The following is a 16,576-nucleotide window of genomic DNA, read 5'->3' as shown; positions in this document are numbered from 1 at the left end:
AGTTGTTAAGAGCGATTGTACGCAAAAATCCTGTCATGGCAAGGCGTTGATGGCAATCGACCGGCCTTGGCAGGTCGATTGCTGGTTTATTGGGCGACGCCTGGCAGGCGGCGCACCATCAACCGCGGTGCTTGTTCTTCATGATGCGCGCTTTTTCCCGATCCCATTCGCGGGCCTTGGTGTCTTCGCGCTTGTCGTGCTCTTTCTTGCCCTTCACCAGGCCGATCTCGACCTTGACCCAGCACTGTTTCCAGTAGAGGGCGAGGGGAACGACGGTGTAGCCCTGGCGGGCAATCAGGCTCTCGAGCTTGTCGAGTTCACGACGGCTCAACAGCAGTTTGCGGGTCCGGGTCGGGTCGCACACCACATGGCTGGAGGCCGCTTGCAGTGGCAGGAAGCTGGATCCGAACAGGTAGGCCTCACCATCGCGGAAGATGACATAGGCTTCGCTGATGTTGGCCTTGCCCGCCCGCAGAGATTTGACTTCCCACCCTTGCAGGGACAGACCCGCCTCGATCTTCTCTTCGATGAAGTATTCGTGGCGCGCGCTTCTGTTGAGTGCAATGGTGTTGGACCCGGCTTTGTTTTTACTGTTTTTTTTGCTCATGACGGGCGATTTCCGGCAATGACTGGGAGGAGGGCATTATACGTGGGCAAGGGCGGCTGTAAAACGCGCAGCGGGTCAACTGATGGCTTTATGAGCAGTTTGACCGAGGTTTTACCTCCACAAGATGAAACATGATGATAAAATCGCGGCGATTGGATGAGGAAAAGCCATGCCCCGTATTACTCGCAGTGCCCTGGTGATGTTCAGCGCCGAACAGATGTTCAGGCTGGTCAATGATGTTCACGCTTATCCGGAGTTCCTGCCCGGTTGTGTCGGCAGCCGTGTCCACGAAACCGGCGATGACTATATGACGGCCTCGGTCGATGTGGCCAAGGCCGGGATTGCCAAGACCTTTACCACCCGCAATCTGCTCGATGCCAACCGGCAGATCAAGATGGAGCTGGTGGAGGGGCCCTTCAGCAAGCTGGCGGGCTGGTGGACCTTCACGCCGCTGGACGTGGATGCCTGCAAGGTGGAGTTCGATCTCGACTTCGAGTTCACCTCCAAACTCATCGAGCTGGCTTTCGGCCAGATCTTCCGCGATCTGGTGAGCTCCATGGTGCTTGCCTTCTCCAACCGCGCCAAGGTGGTGTACGGTGCCTGATCAACTCAACATCGAAGTGGTCTACGCCCTGCCCGAGCGGCAGACGGTGCTGCGGCTGCGGGTGCCTGCACAGACCTCGGTGCTGGCCGCCCTCGAGCAATCCGGCATAGTGCAAAAACACCCCGAGATCGATCTGGCGGTCAACAAGTTCGGCATCTACAGCCGACCGGTCAAGGGCTCCGAGCTGCTGCAAGATGGCGATCGCATCGAGATCTACCGTCCGCTCATCGCCGACCCCAAGGAGATGCGCAAGAAGCGCGCGGAAAAGGCCAAGGAAGAGGGGCGTGCCGACGTGGTCACGGGTGGCCGTCCCAATGCCAATCGCAAACAGTCTGACTGAGTGCATGTACTGGCACGACACCGCATATAAAAAAGGCGCCTTGGCGCCTTTTTTGATCCCGTTATCTACCCGCCAAGTCGAGGCGCTTCGTTACAGCTGGAGCAGCCGCTCGTTCTCGACCACTTCGCAGCCGGCGGGCTGGCGGGAGAGGGCGATCATGGCGCGGGCCACCTGGCCGGCCTCGATGGCGCGCCAGCGGCGCAACCTGCCAACCAGGAGCGGCTTCAGCAACGGGTAGATGGCCTGGAAAAACTGCTCCGAGCGGCGCGGCGGCTGGCGATCGCCCAGCAACATGGCGGGGCGCACGATGGCGAGTCGCGGCCAGGGCTGGGCGAGCAGAGCCTGCTCCATCTCCCCCTTGGTACGCGGATAAAGGGCAGGGGAGTGCGGGTTGGCCCCCAGGCTCGAGACCACCACCAACCGCTGGCAGCCGTGGCGGCGGGCCAGCTCGGCAAAGGCCAGCACATAGTGAAGATCGACCCGGCGAAAGGCCTCGGCCGAGCCGGCCTGCTTGCGGGTGGTGCCAAGACAGCAGAAGGCGAGATCCACCGGCTCGGGCAGATTCACCTCGGCCAGCATATCGAAATTGACTGGCAGCCAGTGGTGGGCGGGTTGCGGCGGCCCGGGCTTGCGGCAGAGCAGGGTTAGCTCGGGCTCTGCTGGCAGTTGTCGCACCAGCTCGCGGCCGATGAGGCCGGTGGCTCCGGCGATCAGGATCCGGCTCATGCTGCTCTCCCTGTGTGATGAAATTGACGTCCGCATCTGGTGAAGGGCTGCCCTCTGCTAGCGGGTTGTCCGTGGCTGGCGGCGCTAAAACAAAACCGGCGCGAGGCCGGTTTTGTGGATGGGATCAGAGCGGGGTATGGAAGGCCGCTGGCAGCGGGAAGTCGCCGGTGACCGTAGCCAATCTGTCGTTGGCAAAGGTCAGGGTGAGCTCCTTGCGCTCTTTCTCGCCGCGCCCCGGCTGGAATTCATAGAGGTAATACCAGGTGTTCGGGTCAAAGCCATCGCGCAGCATGGCGGAGCCCAGCACGAACTCGACCTGCTCGCGGGTCATGCCCTGGCGCAGTTTGTCGACCTGTTTTTGTTCCACATAGTTGCCCTGAGGAATATCGATGCGATAGACCAGGCTGCAACCGGACAGGGTGAGGGCGGTCAGGGCCGCGGCAATCAGGTGTTTCATCCGCATATCGAGTTCAGATCATCCATTCAAGTCTTTTTAAGCTCGGCAAATCATACCGGCTCCCTCTACGGAAGTAAAAAGCCATTGATCCATCAGCCAATAAAAAGGGCCGCCATGCGACCCTTTCTGCCGATTGCGCCCTTACATGGCGGCGCGGAAGATGGCGACGATCTCTTCGTGGCTCGCCTGTTTCGGGTTGGTGAAGCCGCAGGCATCTTTCAGGGCGTTCTCGGCCAGCAGGTTGAAGTCATCGGCCTTGACGCCCAGCTGCTCCAGCCCGGCCGGGATCTTGACGTCGCGCGCCAGCTGCTGGATGGCGGCAATGGCGGCGGCGGCCCCTTGCTCGTCAGTCATGGCGCTTACGTCCACCCCCATATGACGGGCTACATCCTTGAGCCGGCCGGCGCACACCTGGGCGTTGTAGGCCTGCACGTGGGGCAGCAGCACGGCGTTGCACACCCCGTGCGGCAGGTCGTAGAAGCCGCCCAGCTGGTGGGCCATGGCGTGCACGTAGCCCAGGCTCGCGTTGTTGAAGGCCATGCCGGCCAGGAACTGGGCGTAGGCCATCTGCTCGCGGGCGTGCAGATCGTCGCCCTGATTGACCGCGGTGCGCAGGTGCTTGGCGATGAGCTGGATGGCCATGATGGCGCTGGCATCGGTGACCGGAGTGGCGATGGTGGAGACATAGGCCTCGATGGCGTGGGTCAGCGCGTCCATGCCGGTGGCGGCGGTGAGGCCGGCGGGTTTCGCCAGCATCAGCTCGGGGTCGTTGACCGACATCAGCGGGGTGACGTGCTTGTCGACGATGGCCATCTTCACGTGGCGAGCCTCGTCGGTGATGATGCAAAAGCGGGTCATCTCGGAGGCGGTGCCGGCGGTAGTGTTGATGGCGATGAGCGGCAGTTGTGGTTTGGCGGAGCGATCCACCCCTTCATAATCCTTGATGCTGCCACCGTTGGCGGCCACCAGGGCGATGCCCTTGGCGCAGTCGTGAGGCGAGCCGCCCCCCAGCGAGATGACGCAGTCGCAGCCATTGGCCTTGAGCATGGCCAGGCCCGCTTCCACGTTGGTCATGGTCGGGTTGGGCTTGGTCTCGTCGAAAACTGCGCTTTCAATGCCATGTTCTGCCAGCAGGCCGGCGACCTTGGCGACCACGCCGAGCTGATTGAGGATCTTGTCGGTGACGATCAGCGCCTTGCGATGGCCATAACCCTTGATATCGGCTGCCGCCTCTTGCAGACAGCCTGCTCCCATCAGGTTGATAGCGGGAATGTAGAACTTGAATGTCGCCATGATGGACTCCGTTTTATTAGCCATTAAGTGGTATGCGGGCGCCAACATAACATCGTCAGAGGGGATGAAAAGGGGTCAATGGTATCTGCTTTGCAACTTTATGGACTCGATCACGTACCGGAAACATGGGGCGCGACAGGGATTGACAAGGGCCTTTGCCCGTTCGCGGGCAGAAAAACGTTTTTCAATTAATTCATCAGGTTAGCAAACGTTTTGCGCCGAATTTGTCACTGTCAATGCAAGGAAGTGTGAGATGCTTCAAGGAATTGGAAAGCGCTTTCGACCATAGTTGGCGCCTCCCCGACGAGGGGAGTGAAGGCTTGAAAGTACCATAAAGAATCATCTTAACTTGCGCCCTGACCATGCTGGTGGGGAGCAACCAGGAGTCCACTATGTCTGATGTATTTCACTTGGGTTTGAAGAAAGCGGATCTGCAAGGCGCCACCCTGGCGATCGTCCCTGGTGATCCCGAGCGCGTTAAGCGTATCGCAGAGCTGTTGGATAACCCGGTGCACCTGGCCAGCCATCGTGAATTCACTACCTGGCGCGGCGAGATGGACGGCAAGGCCGTGATCATCTGCTCCACCGGTATCGGCGGCCCGTCCACTTCCATCGCGGTGGAAGAGCTGGCTCAGCTGGGCATCCGTACCTTCCTGCGCATCGGCACCACCGGCGCCATCCAGCCGCACCTGAACGTGGGCGACGTGATCGTCACCACCGGTTCCGTGCGCCTCGACGGTGCCAGCCTGCACTTCGCGCCGATGGAGTTCCCGGCCGTGGCCGACTTCGACTGCACCACCGCGCTGGTCAACACCGCCAAAGAGCTGGGTTCCAAGCTGCACATCGGTGTGACTGCCTCCTCCGATACCTTCTACCCGGGTCAGGAGCGTTACGACACCGTATCCGGCCGCGTCGTGAGCCGTTTCCAGGGTTCCATGAAAGAGTGGCAAGCCATGGGCGTGCTGAACTACGAGATGGAATCTGCCACCCTGCTGACCATGTGCACCAGCCAGGGCCTGCGTGCCGGTATGGTGGCTGGCGTCATCGTCAACCGTACCCAGCAGGAAATCCCGAACGCCGAGACCATGGCGAAAACCGAATCTGATGCCATCAAGATCGTACTGGGCGCTGCCCGCAAGCTGATCTGATAGCACCACACCGAGTGGGGGGTGGGGGCCGTTGCGAAAGCGCGGCCCCTATCTTTATCCGCTGTTTACCGTTTTGCCCCTCTTCTGCTTGTCTGCCCCTTCTGTCCCTGTTCCTGGTTACCCCGGTTGCCCCGTCATGGCCGCCAGCGCCTGCGCAAAGGGCGCCTGACAGCGGATCTGCATCGACTCGCCACTGACCGGATGGACAAAATCGAGTTCACTGGCGTGCAGCATCAGCCGCGGCGCCTGCTCGCAACCGGGCGGCAGCAGGCCGCCATAGAGATCGCAGCCGAGGATGGGGTGGCCCAGCTGCTGGCTGTGGATGCGCAGCTGGTGGGTACGGCCAGTCTCCGGCACCAGTCGCACCGAGGTCAGCGGCACTGTCTGTCCCTGAATCTGCTGCTCCAGCCGCTCAATCACTTGATAGCGGGAGCGGGCGGGTTTGCCGTTGACGGTGCAGATGCTCATCAGCGGGAAGAGAGCGGGATCCTTGGCGATGGGGGCGTCGATCACCCCTTCCTCTTCGGCCAGGTGGCCGCACAGCAGGGCGCTGTAGGCCTTGCTCACCGTGCGCTGGCTGAACTGGCGGCAGAGCAGGGCGTTGATGGCCTTGTTCCTGGCCACCAGCATGAGACCTGAGGTGCCAAAGTCGAGGCGATGGACCAGGGCGCAGCCGGGGTAAGCCTGCACCAGCCGATGGTGCACCGAGTCGAGGTTCTGCGGGTTCTTGCCCGACAGGCTCAGCAGGCCGCTTGGCTTGTTGATGAGCAGCAGGTGCTCATCCTCAAACAGGATCTCGATGGTGGCCGCACAGGGCGGCGCGATGAAGGTGTCGATGATGACGGACATGGGGCGCACGGTTAGAAAAGGGAGGGGGATCATACCCGAACCGGCGAAGCGCGGCGAACTGACGTGAGTACCGTTGGCAAGTGATTGATCTGTTTGGCCAAGGCGTTTTGTGACTCCCTCCAGAGTTAATCCTGCCGCCGCTTGCTAAGGTATGGCTCCCTGTCATGTTGTAAGGAGTCCGTCCATGGCGTTGCCCGTTATTCTCGATTGCGATCCCGGCCACGATGATGCCATCGCCCTCATCCTGGCGCTGGCCAGCCCTGAACTCAAGGTGCTGGCGGTCACCACCAGTGCCGGCAACCAGACGCCGGACAAGACCCTCAACAATGCCCTGCGCATCCTGACCTTGTTGGGGCACGACGATATTCCGGTGGCGGCGGGGGCACCCAAGCCGCTGGCCCGGGAGCTGATCATCGCCGATAACGTCCACGGTGAATCGGGTCTTGATGGCCCCAAACTGCCGGATCCGGGTTTTGCCCCCGTGGCCATGACTGCCCTTGAGCTGATGGCCAAGTGCCTGCGCGAGAGCCCGGAGCCCGTGACCCTGGTGCCGACCGGCCCGCTCACCAACATCGCCCTGCTGCTGGCGGCCCACCCCGAGCTCAAATCCAAAATCGCCCGCATCGTGCTGATGGGCGGCGCAGCGGGGCCAGGCAACTGGACCCCGGCGGCGGAATTCAACATTTATGTGGACCCGGAAGCGGCCGATATGGTGTTCAAGTCGGGGCTCCCCATCACCATGTGCGGGCTGGATGTGACCCATGAGGCGCAGGTGATGGACGAGGATATCGAACGGGTGCGCGCCATCACCAATCCGGTGGCCCAATGCGTGGCCGGGCTGCTCGACTTTTTCATGATCTACCACCGGGATCCCAAGTGGGGATTTGCTGGCGCGCCGCTGCACGACCCCTGTACCATTGCCTGGTTGCTGGCCCCCGCACTGTTTCACGGGGTCGAGTGCCGGGTCGATATCGAGACCGGCGGCACCCATACTAGCGGCATGACGGTAGTGGATCGCTACGGTCTGACCGGCAAAGCGGCCAATGCGCTGGTGTTGCTGGGGCTGGATCGGGCCGGTTTTATCGATCTGCTGGTCACGCGGCTGCGGGCCTTTGACTGAACGCAGTTCCACTCTTGCAAGAAGGGGCGAAGCGATGTGGAAGACAGGGCTGGCACTGCTGGCCGGGTTGCAACTGACGGGGTGTGCCACGCCGTTCGAATCGATGTGGCAGGGGCTGGCGACCTGCGAGCTGGACGATCTCTATCTCGACAGCGAGACCGGCCAGCCGGTGCACCCGCAGCTCAAACACTTCACCCCCTACAAGGTGACGGACGGCTTTGCCTGGTACAAGACCCGCCAGGATCTGCACGGTCTGCCCATCAGCGGCTTTCTCATCCCCTCGTCCACCTTCGAGGTGCACGCCCTGTTCGTGGATACCCCTATCGCCAATGCGCGGCGTCTGACCCACAACGCCTATGGCAGCGAGTTTTCCGACGAGCAGCAGCACGACGCCGGGCTGGCGCCCCTGCTGTTGCGTGACCCCAACAACCCCAAGCGCTCCATCATCGACTGCACCAAGGGGGAGACCCAGGATCCATTGCCGGAGGAGCCGTTCCCCGAGTGAGGACTCTGTCGGCCGGGCCACTCCTGGCTGACAAGATACAAGAAGGGCCAGCCTTGTCGGCTGGCCCTTCTTTATTTGGCGGATTGGATCCTGTTGCAGGCTGGCTTGCTCAGCCTGCCCCAGTCACAGACGACCTCAGGGGTAACCCAGCGTCTCCTTGATGGCAGGCAATTGCGCCGCGATCCAGGCAGGATTGATGGGCCCCCAGTCACTGATGCGATAGTGCCCCTGCAGATGACGAGCCCCCTCGGTCTGCTCGAAGCCACAGCTGATGTCCAGCTCGGCCAGGGCGCTGAGCGTATCCTGCGCGGTGCGGCGCGGCATGCCGGTCGCCTCCATGATGGCCGGCACCGTATCCGTGCCCTGGCTGATGAGCCAGGCCACGTAAAGCCGGCGATAGAAGCTGGTGCGCGTCTTGCTCGGCTCACTCATTGTCCGTTCCTCCGGCAAGCGGCGTCGCTCATATCTCATCCTCGAGTCGATCGAAGTAGCGCCAGGTGGTGATGGCAGCCTTGCCCATCACCAGGGCCCAGATGCCGAACCAGAACCAGCGGAAGAAGCTCCAGGTGGAGGCGTCGGGCTCGGTGCTCTCAATCTTGGTGACGTTGGGGAACATGGAGAACATGTTGATGCGCCAGCCGTAGGAGGTAATGATGGCCAGCCGTTTTTCGAACTCCATCGACTTGGCCTTGGCCTGCACGTCGGCGGCGTTGAACTTGAAGTAGAAGGGCCAGCCCCACTCGGTGTCTTCGTTGCGGAACACGCGGATCTTCTCGCCGGGCCGCTCGGTATAGATATAGTAAACGTCGGTGGTGGGACCGTCGGCCGGGTTCTTCTGGCTGATGGGGCCATCCTTGTCGGTGCGTTTCACCTCGACCCCGGTGATGGTGGCGATGGTGTGTTCCGGCAGATAGAAATCGAGCCAGATGGCGGAGACGAGGGCGATGAGCCCGAGGCCGATGAAGGCCGGTTTCTTGAAGGACAGCTTCATGATGATCTCGCATGAGGGGGAGTGACGTGCCTCTACCATACCCACATTTGGTGAGGTAGCCCAGCCCCCAATGAAGCCATGTTATAAAAAAGAGCGTTTAAAACAACAACAAGCTGTCAGCTTCATTAACAGCAAGGCCCCGGATCCGGGGCCTTGTCTGCACTCATGAAGTCGTGGTTACAGCTGGAACTGGGCCAGCTGCTTGCGCTGCTGCTCGGCGAGCTGTGACAGTTCGTGACTGGCGGCGGCACTCTGGCTGATGCCGGCCGCGTTCTGGTTGACGATCTCGTGGATGTTGGTGATGTTGCGGTTGATGTCGGCGGTGACGCAGGACTGCTCCTCGGCGGCGGTAGCCACCTGGGCGTTGGCGCCGTTGATCTGGTTGACCGCTTCGGTGATGCCACCCAGCAGCGCCTGCACCTCGCCGGAGAGCTGCTGGTTGTGGGCCAGGATGGCGAGGGTCTCCTGCACGCCGCTGTTGGCCGACTGGGACTGGCTCTGCAACTGCTCGATGATGGCCTGGATCTCCTTGGTGGAGTCCTGGGTACGGGCCGCCAGCATGCGTACCTCGTCGGCCACTACCGCAAAGCCGCGGCCGGTTTCGCCGGCGCGGGCGGCCTCGATGGCGGCGTTGAGCGCCAGCAGGTTGGTCTGCTCCGAAATCCCCTGAATAACCTCGATCACCTTGCCGATCTGCTCGGACTGGGACTTGAGTTGGGCCACCTGCGCGGCGGCGCTCTCTAGGCTGCCCGCCATGCGGCTGTTGGCCTGGATGCTCTCGGCAAACAGCGTCAGCCCCTGCTCGACCCTGTCGTTGGCATCGCGCGCCAGTTCGTCGGCCAGGGCGGCGTTGTGGTTGACGTTGTCGGCGGTGCTGGCCAGCTCGGTGACGGCGGAGGCGACCTGCTCGGTCTCGCTGCGCTGCTGCTGGGCGTTGGCTTCGGACTGGGTCATCACGGCGGCGAGCTCGGTGGCGGCGGAGGCCACGTTGCCGCTGATGCCGGTCAGGGTCTGGATGGTGTTGCCAAGCTGGGTCAGGGTCTGGTTGATGTCGGCGGCCAGCTGGCTCAGCTCGTTGTCGCCGTCGGCGGCGGCACGCACGTTGAAGCGGCCCTCGGCCACGGCGCGCATCACCTGCTGCAGCTGGCCGATGGGGCGCACGATCCGGCCGGAGAGCCACCAGCCACCAAACAGGGCGGCCAGCAGGGCAGCCCCCATCAGCAGCAGGGTGCGCAGCAGGGTGGCGTGGTAGTGGGCCTGCTCCTGGGCGATCTCATCCTGGATCAGCTGGTTGATGTGGGCCGACATGGCATCGATCTGCTTGATGAGATCTTCCCCCAGCTCACGAAAGCGCAGGCGGGCCTGCTCGTAGGCGGCGGGATCGCCGCTGCCCTGGTGCTTGGCGGCCAGCAGCGGCAGCATGTTGTTGCGGGTGTGGCCGAGGTAGGCCTGCAGGGCGGCCGCCACCCGGCTGTTGTCCTGCTCGGCGCCGGTGATGACCAGTCTGGCCAGGATGGCGCCGATCTCCTGTTCGGCGGCGGTCAGGTCACCGGGCAGCGTGGCAAAGCGTTCGGGGTCGTAGAGGCCATAGATGGCGGTGGTGCGCAGCCGGTAGGTGGCGTGGATCAGGGTGGCGATGTCGTCCTTGTGACGGGTCACGCTGACGGTGGTGTCGTTCATGTCGCCGATGGCGCTGTCGATATCTTGCTTGCCGATCCCGATCATCAGGATCATCAGCAGGCTGGCGAACAGGAGAGGAATGAGTACTTGCAGACGGATAGAGAGATTATTCAATGACATGAAAGATCCTGACCCAGAAGAGGAACAAGGCGGCATCTTACACAGGCGCGACAAACCTTGTCACAGGTTTTTATGGCTGAAATCATGCTGAACGAAAAGGTTTTTTCTTGTGTTAAATGAATGTGATAGGCAAGATCATCGGTCTGTTACCATGGAGGTGTAGTGTGTCCGACTGGATCGATCCCGCCATTCTGGCGCTGTTTATTCCCACGTTCTTTTTTGTCTCCGTGACCCCCGGCATGTGCATGACCCTGGCGATGACCCTCGGCATGAGCCTGGGGGTGCGCCGTACCCTGCACATGATGTGGGGGGAGCTCATCGGGGTCGGCCTGGTGTCGGTGCTGTCGGTGATCGGGGTGGCGGCCGTGATGCTCAACTACCCGGCGCTGTTTGCCGCCTTCAAATACGTGGGCGGCGCCTATCTCATCTGGCTCGGCATCCAGATGTGGCAGGCCAAAGGCAAGCTGGCCATCCCGGCCGATCTGTCGGCGGCCCAGGAGACCCGTCCCTTGGCGCTGGCCATGCAGGGTTTTGTCACCGCCATCGCCAACCCCAAGGGGTGGGCTTTCATGGTCTCCCTGCTGCCCCCTTTCATCAACGCGGCCAAGCCGATGGCACCCCAGATCAGCGCCCTGGTGGCCCTGATCCTGGTCATCGAGTTCTCCTGCCTGCTGCTCTACGCCAGCGGTGGCCGCACCTTGCGCCACTTCCTCGCCAAGAGCGGCAACGTCACCCTGATGAACCGGATTGCCGGCTCCCTGATGTTTGGCGTCGGGGTCTGGCTGGCGCTGGGTTGACGCCATCGCTTGCCAGCTGGCCTGACTCTGCCAAAAAGCCCCGCCCTGCGGGGCTTTTTCGTGATGCCTTCGGCTATAAGGACCGACCATGGATGCGGTGATCGGGGCGGGATGGGGAAGGCTGGCCACATTTGCTTACATTTATCCGGTTTGCAAACGGCCGCAATATCGTCAGTCTCGAATGGCATTCGCTTGCAGCCGCAAGAGTGTGCGAACGGTCCGTTTTAACATTCTGAGCAAGGAGAATTAAGGATGATGAGGCTAACCAGCATTGCATTGCTCCTGTTTGCCGGCGCGGCGGTCGCCGGCAAAGAGAGGAACCTCGATTTTTACAACATCAAGGAGCCGCAGCTTATCGAGTTGTTTGCCCGGCCGCAGGGCTCGCCGGGTCAGTCGATCAGGGATTTCTCCGGGCTCTTTCTGGGCAATCCCTACGTTGCCAACCGGTTGGTCGGCTCGAGCGATACCCAGGAGCAGCTGGTGGTGGATTTTGGCGGGCTCGATTGCTTCACCTATCTGGATTACGTCGAGTCACTGCGTCGCGCAACGAGTGTGCATCACTTCATCGAGAACCTGATGCACACTCGTTACGTGAACGGTGAGGTCAACTACCTGACCAGAAAGCACTTCTTCTCCGACTGGGTGCATGGCGACAGCCGGGTGAGCGACGTGACCCATCTGGTGGGCGGCGCCGTGGTGACCACGGCCAAGCAGCTCAACCAGAAGGCGGACGGCGGCCACTACATTCCGGGGCTGGGGGTGACGGCGCGGGACATCACCTACATTCCGTCCGCCAGCATCGACGAGAACACCCTGAGCCTGCTGGAAGAGGGCGACTATATCGGCATCTATACCGATCTCGCCGGGCTCGACGTGACCCACACCGGCATCTTCATCCGTGGCGAGAACGGCCCCGTGCTGCGCAATGCCTCCTCCCTTTCGAGCAACATGCAGGTGGTGGACTCCCCCTTCCAGGAGTACGTGCAGAACAAGCCGGGGATCCTGGTCTATCGGCCCCAGGCCGAGGGTGCGAGCTCCTAGGACAGATTTGGCTATGACCGACACGGGTGCGCCTGGTGCCTGATAGCTTCATAAAGAAAAGCCCCGGGGTAATGCCCGGGGCTTTTTCGTTGGCGGTGCAGCCCTTCAATAGGTCAATGGGCCAATGGATCAATGGGGCTTGAAGCGGGCGACCCAGGGGTTGGCGCTGATGCCGTGCAGGATGACGCTCAGGATGATGGTGCAGAGCACGGTGGCGATGATGGGGCGCTGGCCGAGGAGGGCCGGCTCGTGCTGCAACACCATCACCGCAAAGACGATGCTGGCCAGCCCCCGTGGGCCGAACCAGCCGATAAAGAGCTTGAGCTCGGGCTTGAGGCCGGTGCCGAGCAGGCTCAGCCAGACCGGCAGCATGCGCAGCAGGGTGAGGCTGGCGGCGGCATAGAGCCAGTATTGCCAGTGCAGCAGCTCCGTCAGCATGGGCATCAGGGTGGCGCCGAACACCATCCAGATCACCACCGAGAGCAGATCGCCATAACCCTCGCAGCTGTCCAGGTAGGCGTGCTTGTGCTCCCCCAGTTTGCGGCCGATCAGCAGACCGCCCACGAAGGCAGCGATGAAGCCGCTGCCGCCCAGGGTCTGGGCCAGCGCGAAGCAGAGCAGGGCCAGCCCCGGCATGGTGAGCTGGCGCCAGAGCGGCAACTGCCAGCCGTTGAGGTAGGAGGTCTTGAGCAGGCGCAAGGTGAGGCTGGTCAGCCCCCAGGCTACCAGCAGGCCGATGCCGATCTCCTCCAGCAGCAAGGTGAGTGCCAGCAGGCCGGTGCCGCTGTGCTGCTCGGTGGGGGCGATGAGGGCGAGCAGCAGGAGCAGCACGGGTACGCAGATGCCGTCGTTGAGGCCGCTCTCCTGGTTGAGCCCCTCCCGGATGGGGGCGGGGACCGCCGGGTTGCTCACCACCGCCTTGCCGAGCGCCGCATCGGTGGGGGCGAGTATGGTGGAGAGGATCGCCATCTCCAGCAGCGGCAAGTCGGGGAAGAGCCAGTGGCCGAACAGGGCGCCGGCCGCCAGGGTGAGCGGCAGGCCGATCAGCAGCAGCCGGATGGGCAGAGCGCGGTTGGCCTGCAGCACCTGCCAGTTGGTGTTGGCCGCGTCGCTGAACAGCACGATGACCAGGGTCAGCTCCGCCAACAGCTTGATGCCGTCGCTGTCGATGGAGAGGGAGAGCAGCTCGATGCCGCCCGGCCCCAGCAGCCAGCCCATCAGCAGAAACAGCAGGGGGCCGTTGACGAGGCGCGATTCAAAGCGCCCGGCGATCAGGCTGTAGACCAGCAGAAAGGCGGCGATCACCGCCAGGTTCTGGTAAATCAGGGACGCATCCATGCAGCCTCCTGTGGCAGGGTCTCTGTGGTGGGTCAGTCGGTCAGGCAGTCCGGGTCGAACACGTATTCGCCATCCAGCCAGCGCAGGATCTCGCCGACGCAGGATTGGTCGCGAAACGGCAGGTAGCGAGCCTTGAGATGGGCCACCTGCTCAGGGGTCAGCTGGGCCAGCCCTATGTCCTGAAACAGCGGCAGATCGGCCTGGATCATGGCGGAGATCTGCGGGCCGCAGGTGGCATTGAGGGAGGCGTGCAGCGCCTTGTCCGGATCATACTGCTTGCCGAGCTTGTAGCTCATCGGCAGGGTGGCCAGCGGCAGCACCGACAGCGCCGCCTGCTTCATGGGGTTGACCGCGTGGCCCGAGGTCAGTTCGGCGAGTTCCGCCGGACGGTTTTCGAAGGCGCGCAGGTGCAGGAAGCTGCTGGCTTTGCTGCCGTCGTTGACCGGGTAGTTGTCCCACAGGAACGGCTTGCGATGCAGCCATTCGGCCACTTGCTTGAGGTGGGCTGCCGGATAGTCGCTGGAGCAGACTTTGGGGCCGGTCCAGAAGATCTCGAAGCGCTTGTCCAGCCCCTGACCCAGATCCTGCAGATAGTGGGGCGGCATGGCGCCGAACACCTTCTCCAGCACGGGGTCCGTGCTGTAGTAGCTGGGGCAGAACAGCAGCCGGCCGGCGTGGGTGTGGGCCGCGATGTCGTGGGCGATGGTGAGCTGCCAGTGGGCGAGATCCGGGGTATCCCCCTTCATGTCGTCAAACAGCACGGCCAGGATGTCGGGTTTGAGCTCCTCCTCGATGAGCCACACCTTCTCCAGCAGGGCTGGCCGCTGGCGGGCATAGTCGTGGTGCGCGCCCATGGGGCTCAGGCCCACCCCGAAGGCGAGGCCGTTGTCGCGGCACTGGCGGGCGAGCTGGCGCAGCGCCTCGAGCTGGGCGGCAGGCCAGGGCTTGGCCCAGTGCTTGCGCAGGTAGCCATCTTCCTTGGGGGCATAGAGATAGAAGCCGTAACCGTGGCGGGGCAGCCACTGGGCATAGCGGGCACGGGCTTCCCAGCTCCAGCCCTTGCCAAAGAAGCCCTCGATCACCCCCAACTGAGGCGAAGGGGGTTGCAAGCCGGACAACAGGGTTTGGTAAGGCATAGGTAACTCCCTTCTCGCAGAGGACGAGGCAAACAACGACGATCAGACCGGATCTTCTTCCAGAAAGCGCACCCCGATCTTGCGGGGCTCACCCTCGTCCATTTCGGCCACGGTCCAGATCAGTCCCTGCCATTCGACGTAGTCGCCGACCACCAGATTATCGCCCAACTGGTGGGCAATGAAATGGCCAAGGGTCTGATCCGCCACCTCGCTCACATCCAGCCCATAGAGCGGGGCGAGATCCACCAGGTTGGCGGCCGCCTCCAGCAGGAAGTCACCGAAGAAGCGCGGGCCCAGATCCTGCTCCGGCGCCTGGCTGAACAGCTGGCCGAGGGCAGGCAGGTCGCGCTCGTGGCCGATGACGCAGAGGATGTCATCGGATTGCAGACAGGTACTGCCCGAGGGGTGCAGCAGCTCCTGATCGCGGAACAGGGCGCAGATGCGGGTGCCCTTGGGCATGCGCAGATCCCGCAGCGGCGAGCCGATGCACCACTTCTCGTCGCTCAGGCGATAGACGAAGGTCTCCCACTGGCTATCGAGATCGATCTCGAGCCCGGAGCGGTTGATGGGCGAGGGAGGCGCCGGCACTTCCACCCGCGCCAGCCTGGAGGCCAGCGGCAGCGAGCTACCCTGCAAGATGAGTGAGACCAGCACCACGAAGAAGGCGACATTGAAGTAGAGCTGGGCGTTGGGCAGCCCCGCCATCATGGGGAACACCGCCAGAATGATCGGCACCGCGCCGCGCAGGCCGACCCAGGAGATGAACCAGCGCTCGCGCGGGGCGAAGTTCTTGAACGGCAGCAGCCCGATCCAGACCGAGATGGGGCGGGCGAACAGGATCATCCACATGGCCAGCGCCAGTGCCGGCAGGGCGATGGGCAGCAGCTTGTGGGGGGAGGCGAGCAGCCCCAGCACCAGAAACATGCCGATCTGGCTGAGCCAGGTCAGGCCGTCCAGCACCGACAAGGTGGTGCTGCGGCTGCGCAGGGAGAGGTTGCCGAGCAAGAGGCCGGTCAGATAGATGGCGAGGATGCCGCTGCCGCCCACCGCCGTGGTGAGGGCGAAGATGAGCAGGCCGCCGCTGACGGTGAGCAGCGGGTAGAGACCGGGGGCCAGCTTGGCGCTGTTGATGAGTTTCCACAGCAGCCAGCCGCCGCCAAGGCCGATGCCGGCGCCCAGCCCGAACTGCTTGAGCAGTTGCAGCAGCAGAAAACCGGCGTTGAGGTCCTGCTGGGCGCTGGCCAGCACCTCGATCAGGGTGACGGTGAGAAACACCGCCATAGGGTCGTTGCTGCCCGACTCTATCTCCAGGGTGGCGCTGACCCGTTCGTTGAGGCTGCGCCCGCCGAGCAGGGAGAACACCGCCGCCGCATCGGTGGAGCCGACGATGGCGCCGATCAGCATCCCCTGCATCAGGTTGAGGTCAAACAGCCAGGCGGCGGCCAGGCCCGTCAGGCCGGTGGTGATGGCCACCCCGACCGTGGCCAGCGACAGCGCGGGCCAGAGCGCGACCCGAAACGAGGAGACCCGGGTGCGCATGCCGCCGTCGAGCAGGATGATGGCGAGCGCCAGGTTGCCCACCAGATAGGCGATGGAGTAGTCGGCGAAGTGGATGCCGCCGGGGCCATCTTCACCGGCCAGCATGCCGACGGCGAGGAAGATCACCAGGATGGGGATACCGAGACGGGAGGAGAGCGCGCTCAACAGGACACTGGCGCCCACCAACAAGGCCGCGACGAGGAAAAAACTGTTGATGGTGACGGCATCCAATGGCGAACTCCTTCTGTCAAAATGCAAATCAGGCACATTATATGCAGTTTGTTG

At 62.9% G+C, this 16,576-nt stretch carries 18 protein-coding genes; 7 read left to right on the top strand and 11 right to left on the bottom strand.

Features of this window, described 5'->3' with window-relative positions:
- Positions 1–118: 118 nt before the first annotated feature.
- Positions 119–607 (bottom strand): SsrA-binding protein SmpB, encoded by a 489-nt coding sequence (gene smpB, locus ACB032_RS08675; RefSeq protein ID WP_011705343.1) that lies wholly within the window; start codon positions 605–607, stop codon positions 119–121.
- A gap of 169 nt (positions 608–776) precedes the next feature.
- On the opposite strand from smpB, the gene ACB032_RS08670 reads away from it, so the two are divergent.
- Positions 777–1,211, top strand: a complete 435-nt coding sequence (locus tag ACB032_RS08670) for an SRPBCC family protein (protein WP_011705344.1) — start codon at positions 777–779, stop codon at positions 1,209–1,211.
- Positions 1,204–1,551 carry an RnfH family protein gene (locus tag ACB032_RS08665; RefSeq protein WP_024943861.1) on the top strand — a complete coding sequence of 116 codons (348 nt, stop codon included), beginning with the start codon at positions 1,204–1,206 and terminating at the stop codon, positions 1,549–1,551. Before ACB032_RS08670 ends, ACB032_RS08665 begins: the two co-directional genes overlap by 8 nt.
- 90 nt (positions 1,552–1,641) lie before the next feature.
- Here the strand turns inward: ACB032_RS08665 and ACB032_RS08660 are convergent, their stop codons facing one another.
- The 3 genes from ACB032_RS08660 to yiaY form a co-directional block, all read right to left on the bottom strand.
- Positions 1,642–2,277, bottom strand: a complete 636-nt coding sequence (locus ACB032_RS08660) for an NAD(P)H-binding protein (protein ID WP_011705346.1) — start codon at positions 2,275–2,277, stop codon at positions 1,642–1,644.
- Between the two features lie 124 nt (positions 2,278–2,401).
- A complete protein-coding gene (locus ACB032_RS08655) occupies positions 2,402–2,740 on the bottom strand; it encodes an outer membrane protein assembly factor BamE (RefSeq protein WP_011705347.1) in 339 nt (112 codons plus the stop codon).
- 135 nt (positions 2,741–2,875) lie between these two features.
- Positions 2,876–4,027 carry an L-threonine dehydrogenase gene (gene yiaY / locus ACB032_RS08650; RefSeq protein ID WP_371137761.1) on the bottom strand — a complete coding sequence of 384 codons (1,152 nt, stop codon included), beginning with the start codon at positions 4,025–4,027 and terminating at the stop codon, positions 2,876–2,878.
- 392 nt (positions 4,028–4,419) lie between these two features.
- Between yiaY and udp the strand changes: the two genes are divergently transcribed.
- Positions 4,420–5,175: a uridine phosphorylase gene (udp, locus tag ACB032_RS08645; protein WP_011705364.1), complete on the top strand. Its 756-nt coding sequence runs from the start codon at positions 4,420–4,422 to the stop codon at positions 5,173–5,175.
- A 117-nt stretch (positions 5,176–5,292) separates the two neighbouring features.
- On the opposite strand, the gene ACB032_RS08640 is transcribed toward udp, so the two are convergent.
- The gene (locus ACB032_RS08640) at positions 5,293–6,057 is read right to left on the bottom strand and encodes an RluA family pseudouridine synthase (RefSeq protein WP_371137760.1); all 765 of its coding nucleotides are present in this window, start codon (positions 6,055–6,057) and stop codon (positions 5,293–5,295) included.
- Between the two features lie 151 nt (positions 6,058–6,208).
- On the opposite strand from ACB032_RS08640, the gene rihA reads away from it, so the two are divergent.
- Positions 6,209–7,144 carry a pyrimidine-specific ribonucleoside hydrolase RihA gene (rihA, locus tag ACB032_RS08635; RefSeq protein WP_371137759.1) on the top strand — a complete coding sequence of 312 codons (936 nt, stop codon included), beginning with the start codon at positions 6,209–6,211 and terminating at the stop codon, positions 7,142–7,144.
- Positions 7,145–7,178: 34 nt separating this feature from the next.
- Complete coding sequence (locus tag ACB032_RS08630) at positions 7,179–7,649, top strand: hypothetical protein (RefSeq protein WP_016350162.1); 471 nt, start codon at positions 7,179–7,181, stop codon at positions 7,647–7,649.
- A gap of 135 nt (positions 7,650–7,784) precedes the next feature.
- Here ACB032_RS08630 and ACB032_RS08625 read toward each other — a convergent pair whose 3' ends face one another.
- From ACB032_RS08625 to ACB032_RS08615, 3 genes are all read right to left on the bottom strand, one after another.
- On the bottom strand, positions 7,785–8,081 hold the full coding sequence (locus tag ACB032_RS08625; protein ID WP_029303501.1) for a helix-turn-helix domain-containing protein: 297 nt from the start codon (positions 8,079–8,081) through the stop codon (positions 7,785–7,787).
- Positions 8,082–8,109: 28 nt separating this feature from the next.
- Positions 8,110–8,640: a DUF1523 family protein gene (locus ACB032_RS08620; RefSeq protein WP_201886538.1), complete on the bottom strand. Its 531-nt coding sequence runs from the start codon at positions 8,638–8,640 to the stop codon at positions 8,110–8,112.
- A gap of 177 nt (positions 8,641–8,817) precedes the next feature.
- Complete coding sequence (locus ACB032_RS08615) at positions 8,818–10,440, bottom strand: methyl-accepting chemotaxis protein (RefSeq protein ID WP_139388859.1); 1,623 nt, start codon at positions 10,438–10,440, stop codon at positions 8,818–8,820.
- Positions 10,441–10,604: 164 nt separating this feature from the next.
- Here ACB032_RS08615 and ACB032_RS08610 point away from each other — a divergent pair, with 164 nt between their 5' ends.
- Complete coding sequence (locus ACB032_RS08610) at positions 10,605–11,237, top strand: LysE family translocator (RefSeq protein ID WP_011705371.1); 633 nt, start codon at positions 10,605–10,607, stop codon at positions 11,235–11,237.
- Positions 11,238–11,489: 252 nt separating this feature from the next.
- Positions 11,490–12,278: a DUF1460 domain-containing protein gene (locus ACB032_RS08605; protein WP_139388860.1), complete on the top strand. Its 789-nt coding sequence runs from the start codon at positions 11,490–11,492 to the stop codon at positions 12,276–12,278.
- Between the two features lie 129 nt (positions 12,279–12,407).
- On the opposite strand, the gene ACB032_RS08600 is transcribed toward ACB032_RS08605, so the two are convergent.
- Genes ACB032_RS08600 through ACB032_RS08590 form a run of 3 tightly spaced genes read right to left on the bottom strand, consistent with a single transcriptional unit; the run spans position 12,408 to position 16,522 of the window.
- A complete protein-coding gene (locus ACB032_RS08600) occupies positions 12,408–13,616 on the bottom strand; it encodes a cation:proton antiporter (RefSeq protein ID WP_371137758.1) in 1,209 nt (402 codons plus the stop codon).
- Positions 13,617–13,648: 32 nt separating this feature from the next.
- Entirely contained in the window at positions 13,649–14,752 is a 1,104-nt protein-coding gene (locus tag ACB032_RS08595) for a beta-N-acetylglucosaminidase domain-containing protein (RefSeq protein ID WP_371137757.1), read from the bottom strand.
- A gap of 42 nt (positions 14,753–14,794) precedes the next feature.
- Positions 14,795–16,522 (bottom strand): potassium/proton antiporter, encoded by a 1,728-nt coding sequence (locus ACB032_RS08590; RefSeq protein WP_371137756.1) that lies wholly within the window; start codon positions 16,520–16,522, stop codon positions 14,795–14,797.
- Positions 16,523–16,576: the final 54 nt, after the last annotated feature.

Source organism: Aeromonas sp. S5(2024), from assembly GCF_041403025.1.
In the GTDB taxonomy this organism is placed as follows: Bacteria; Pseudomonadota; Gammaproteobacteria; order Enterobacterales; family Aeromonadaceae; genus Aeromonas; species Aeromonas hydrophila.
This window is presented reverse-complemented; position numbering and strand designations above follow the sequence as displayed.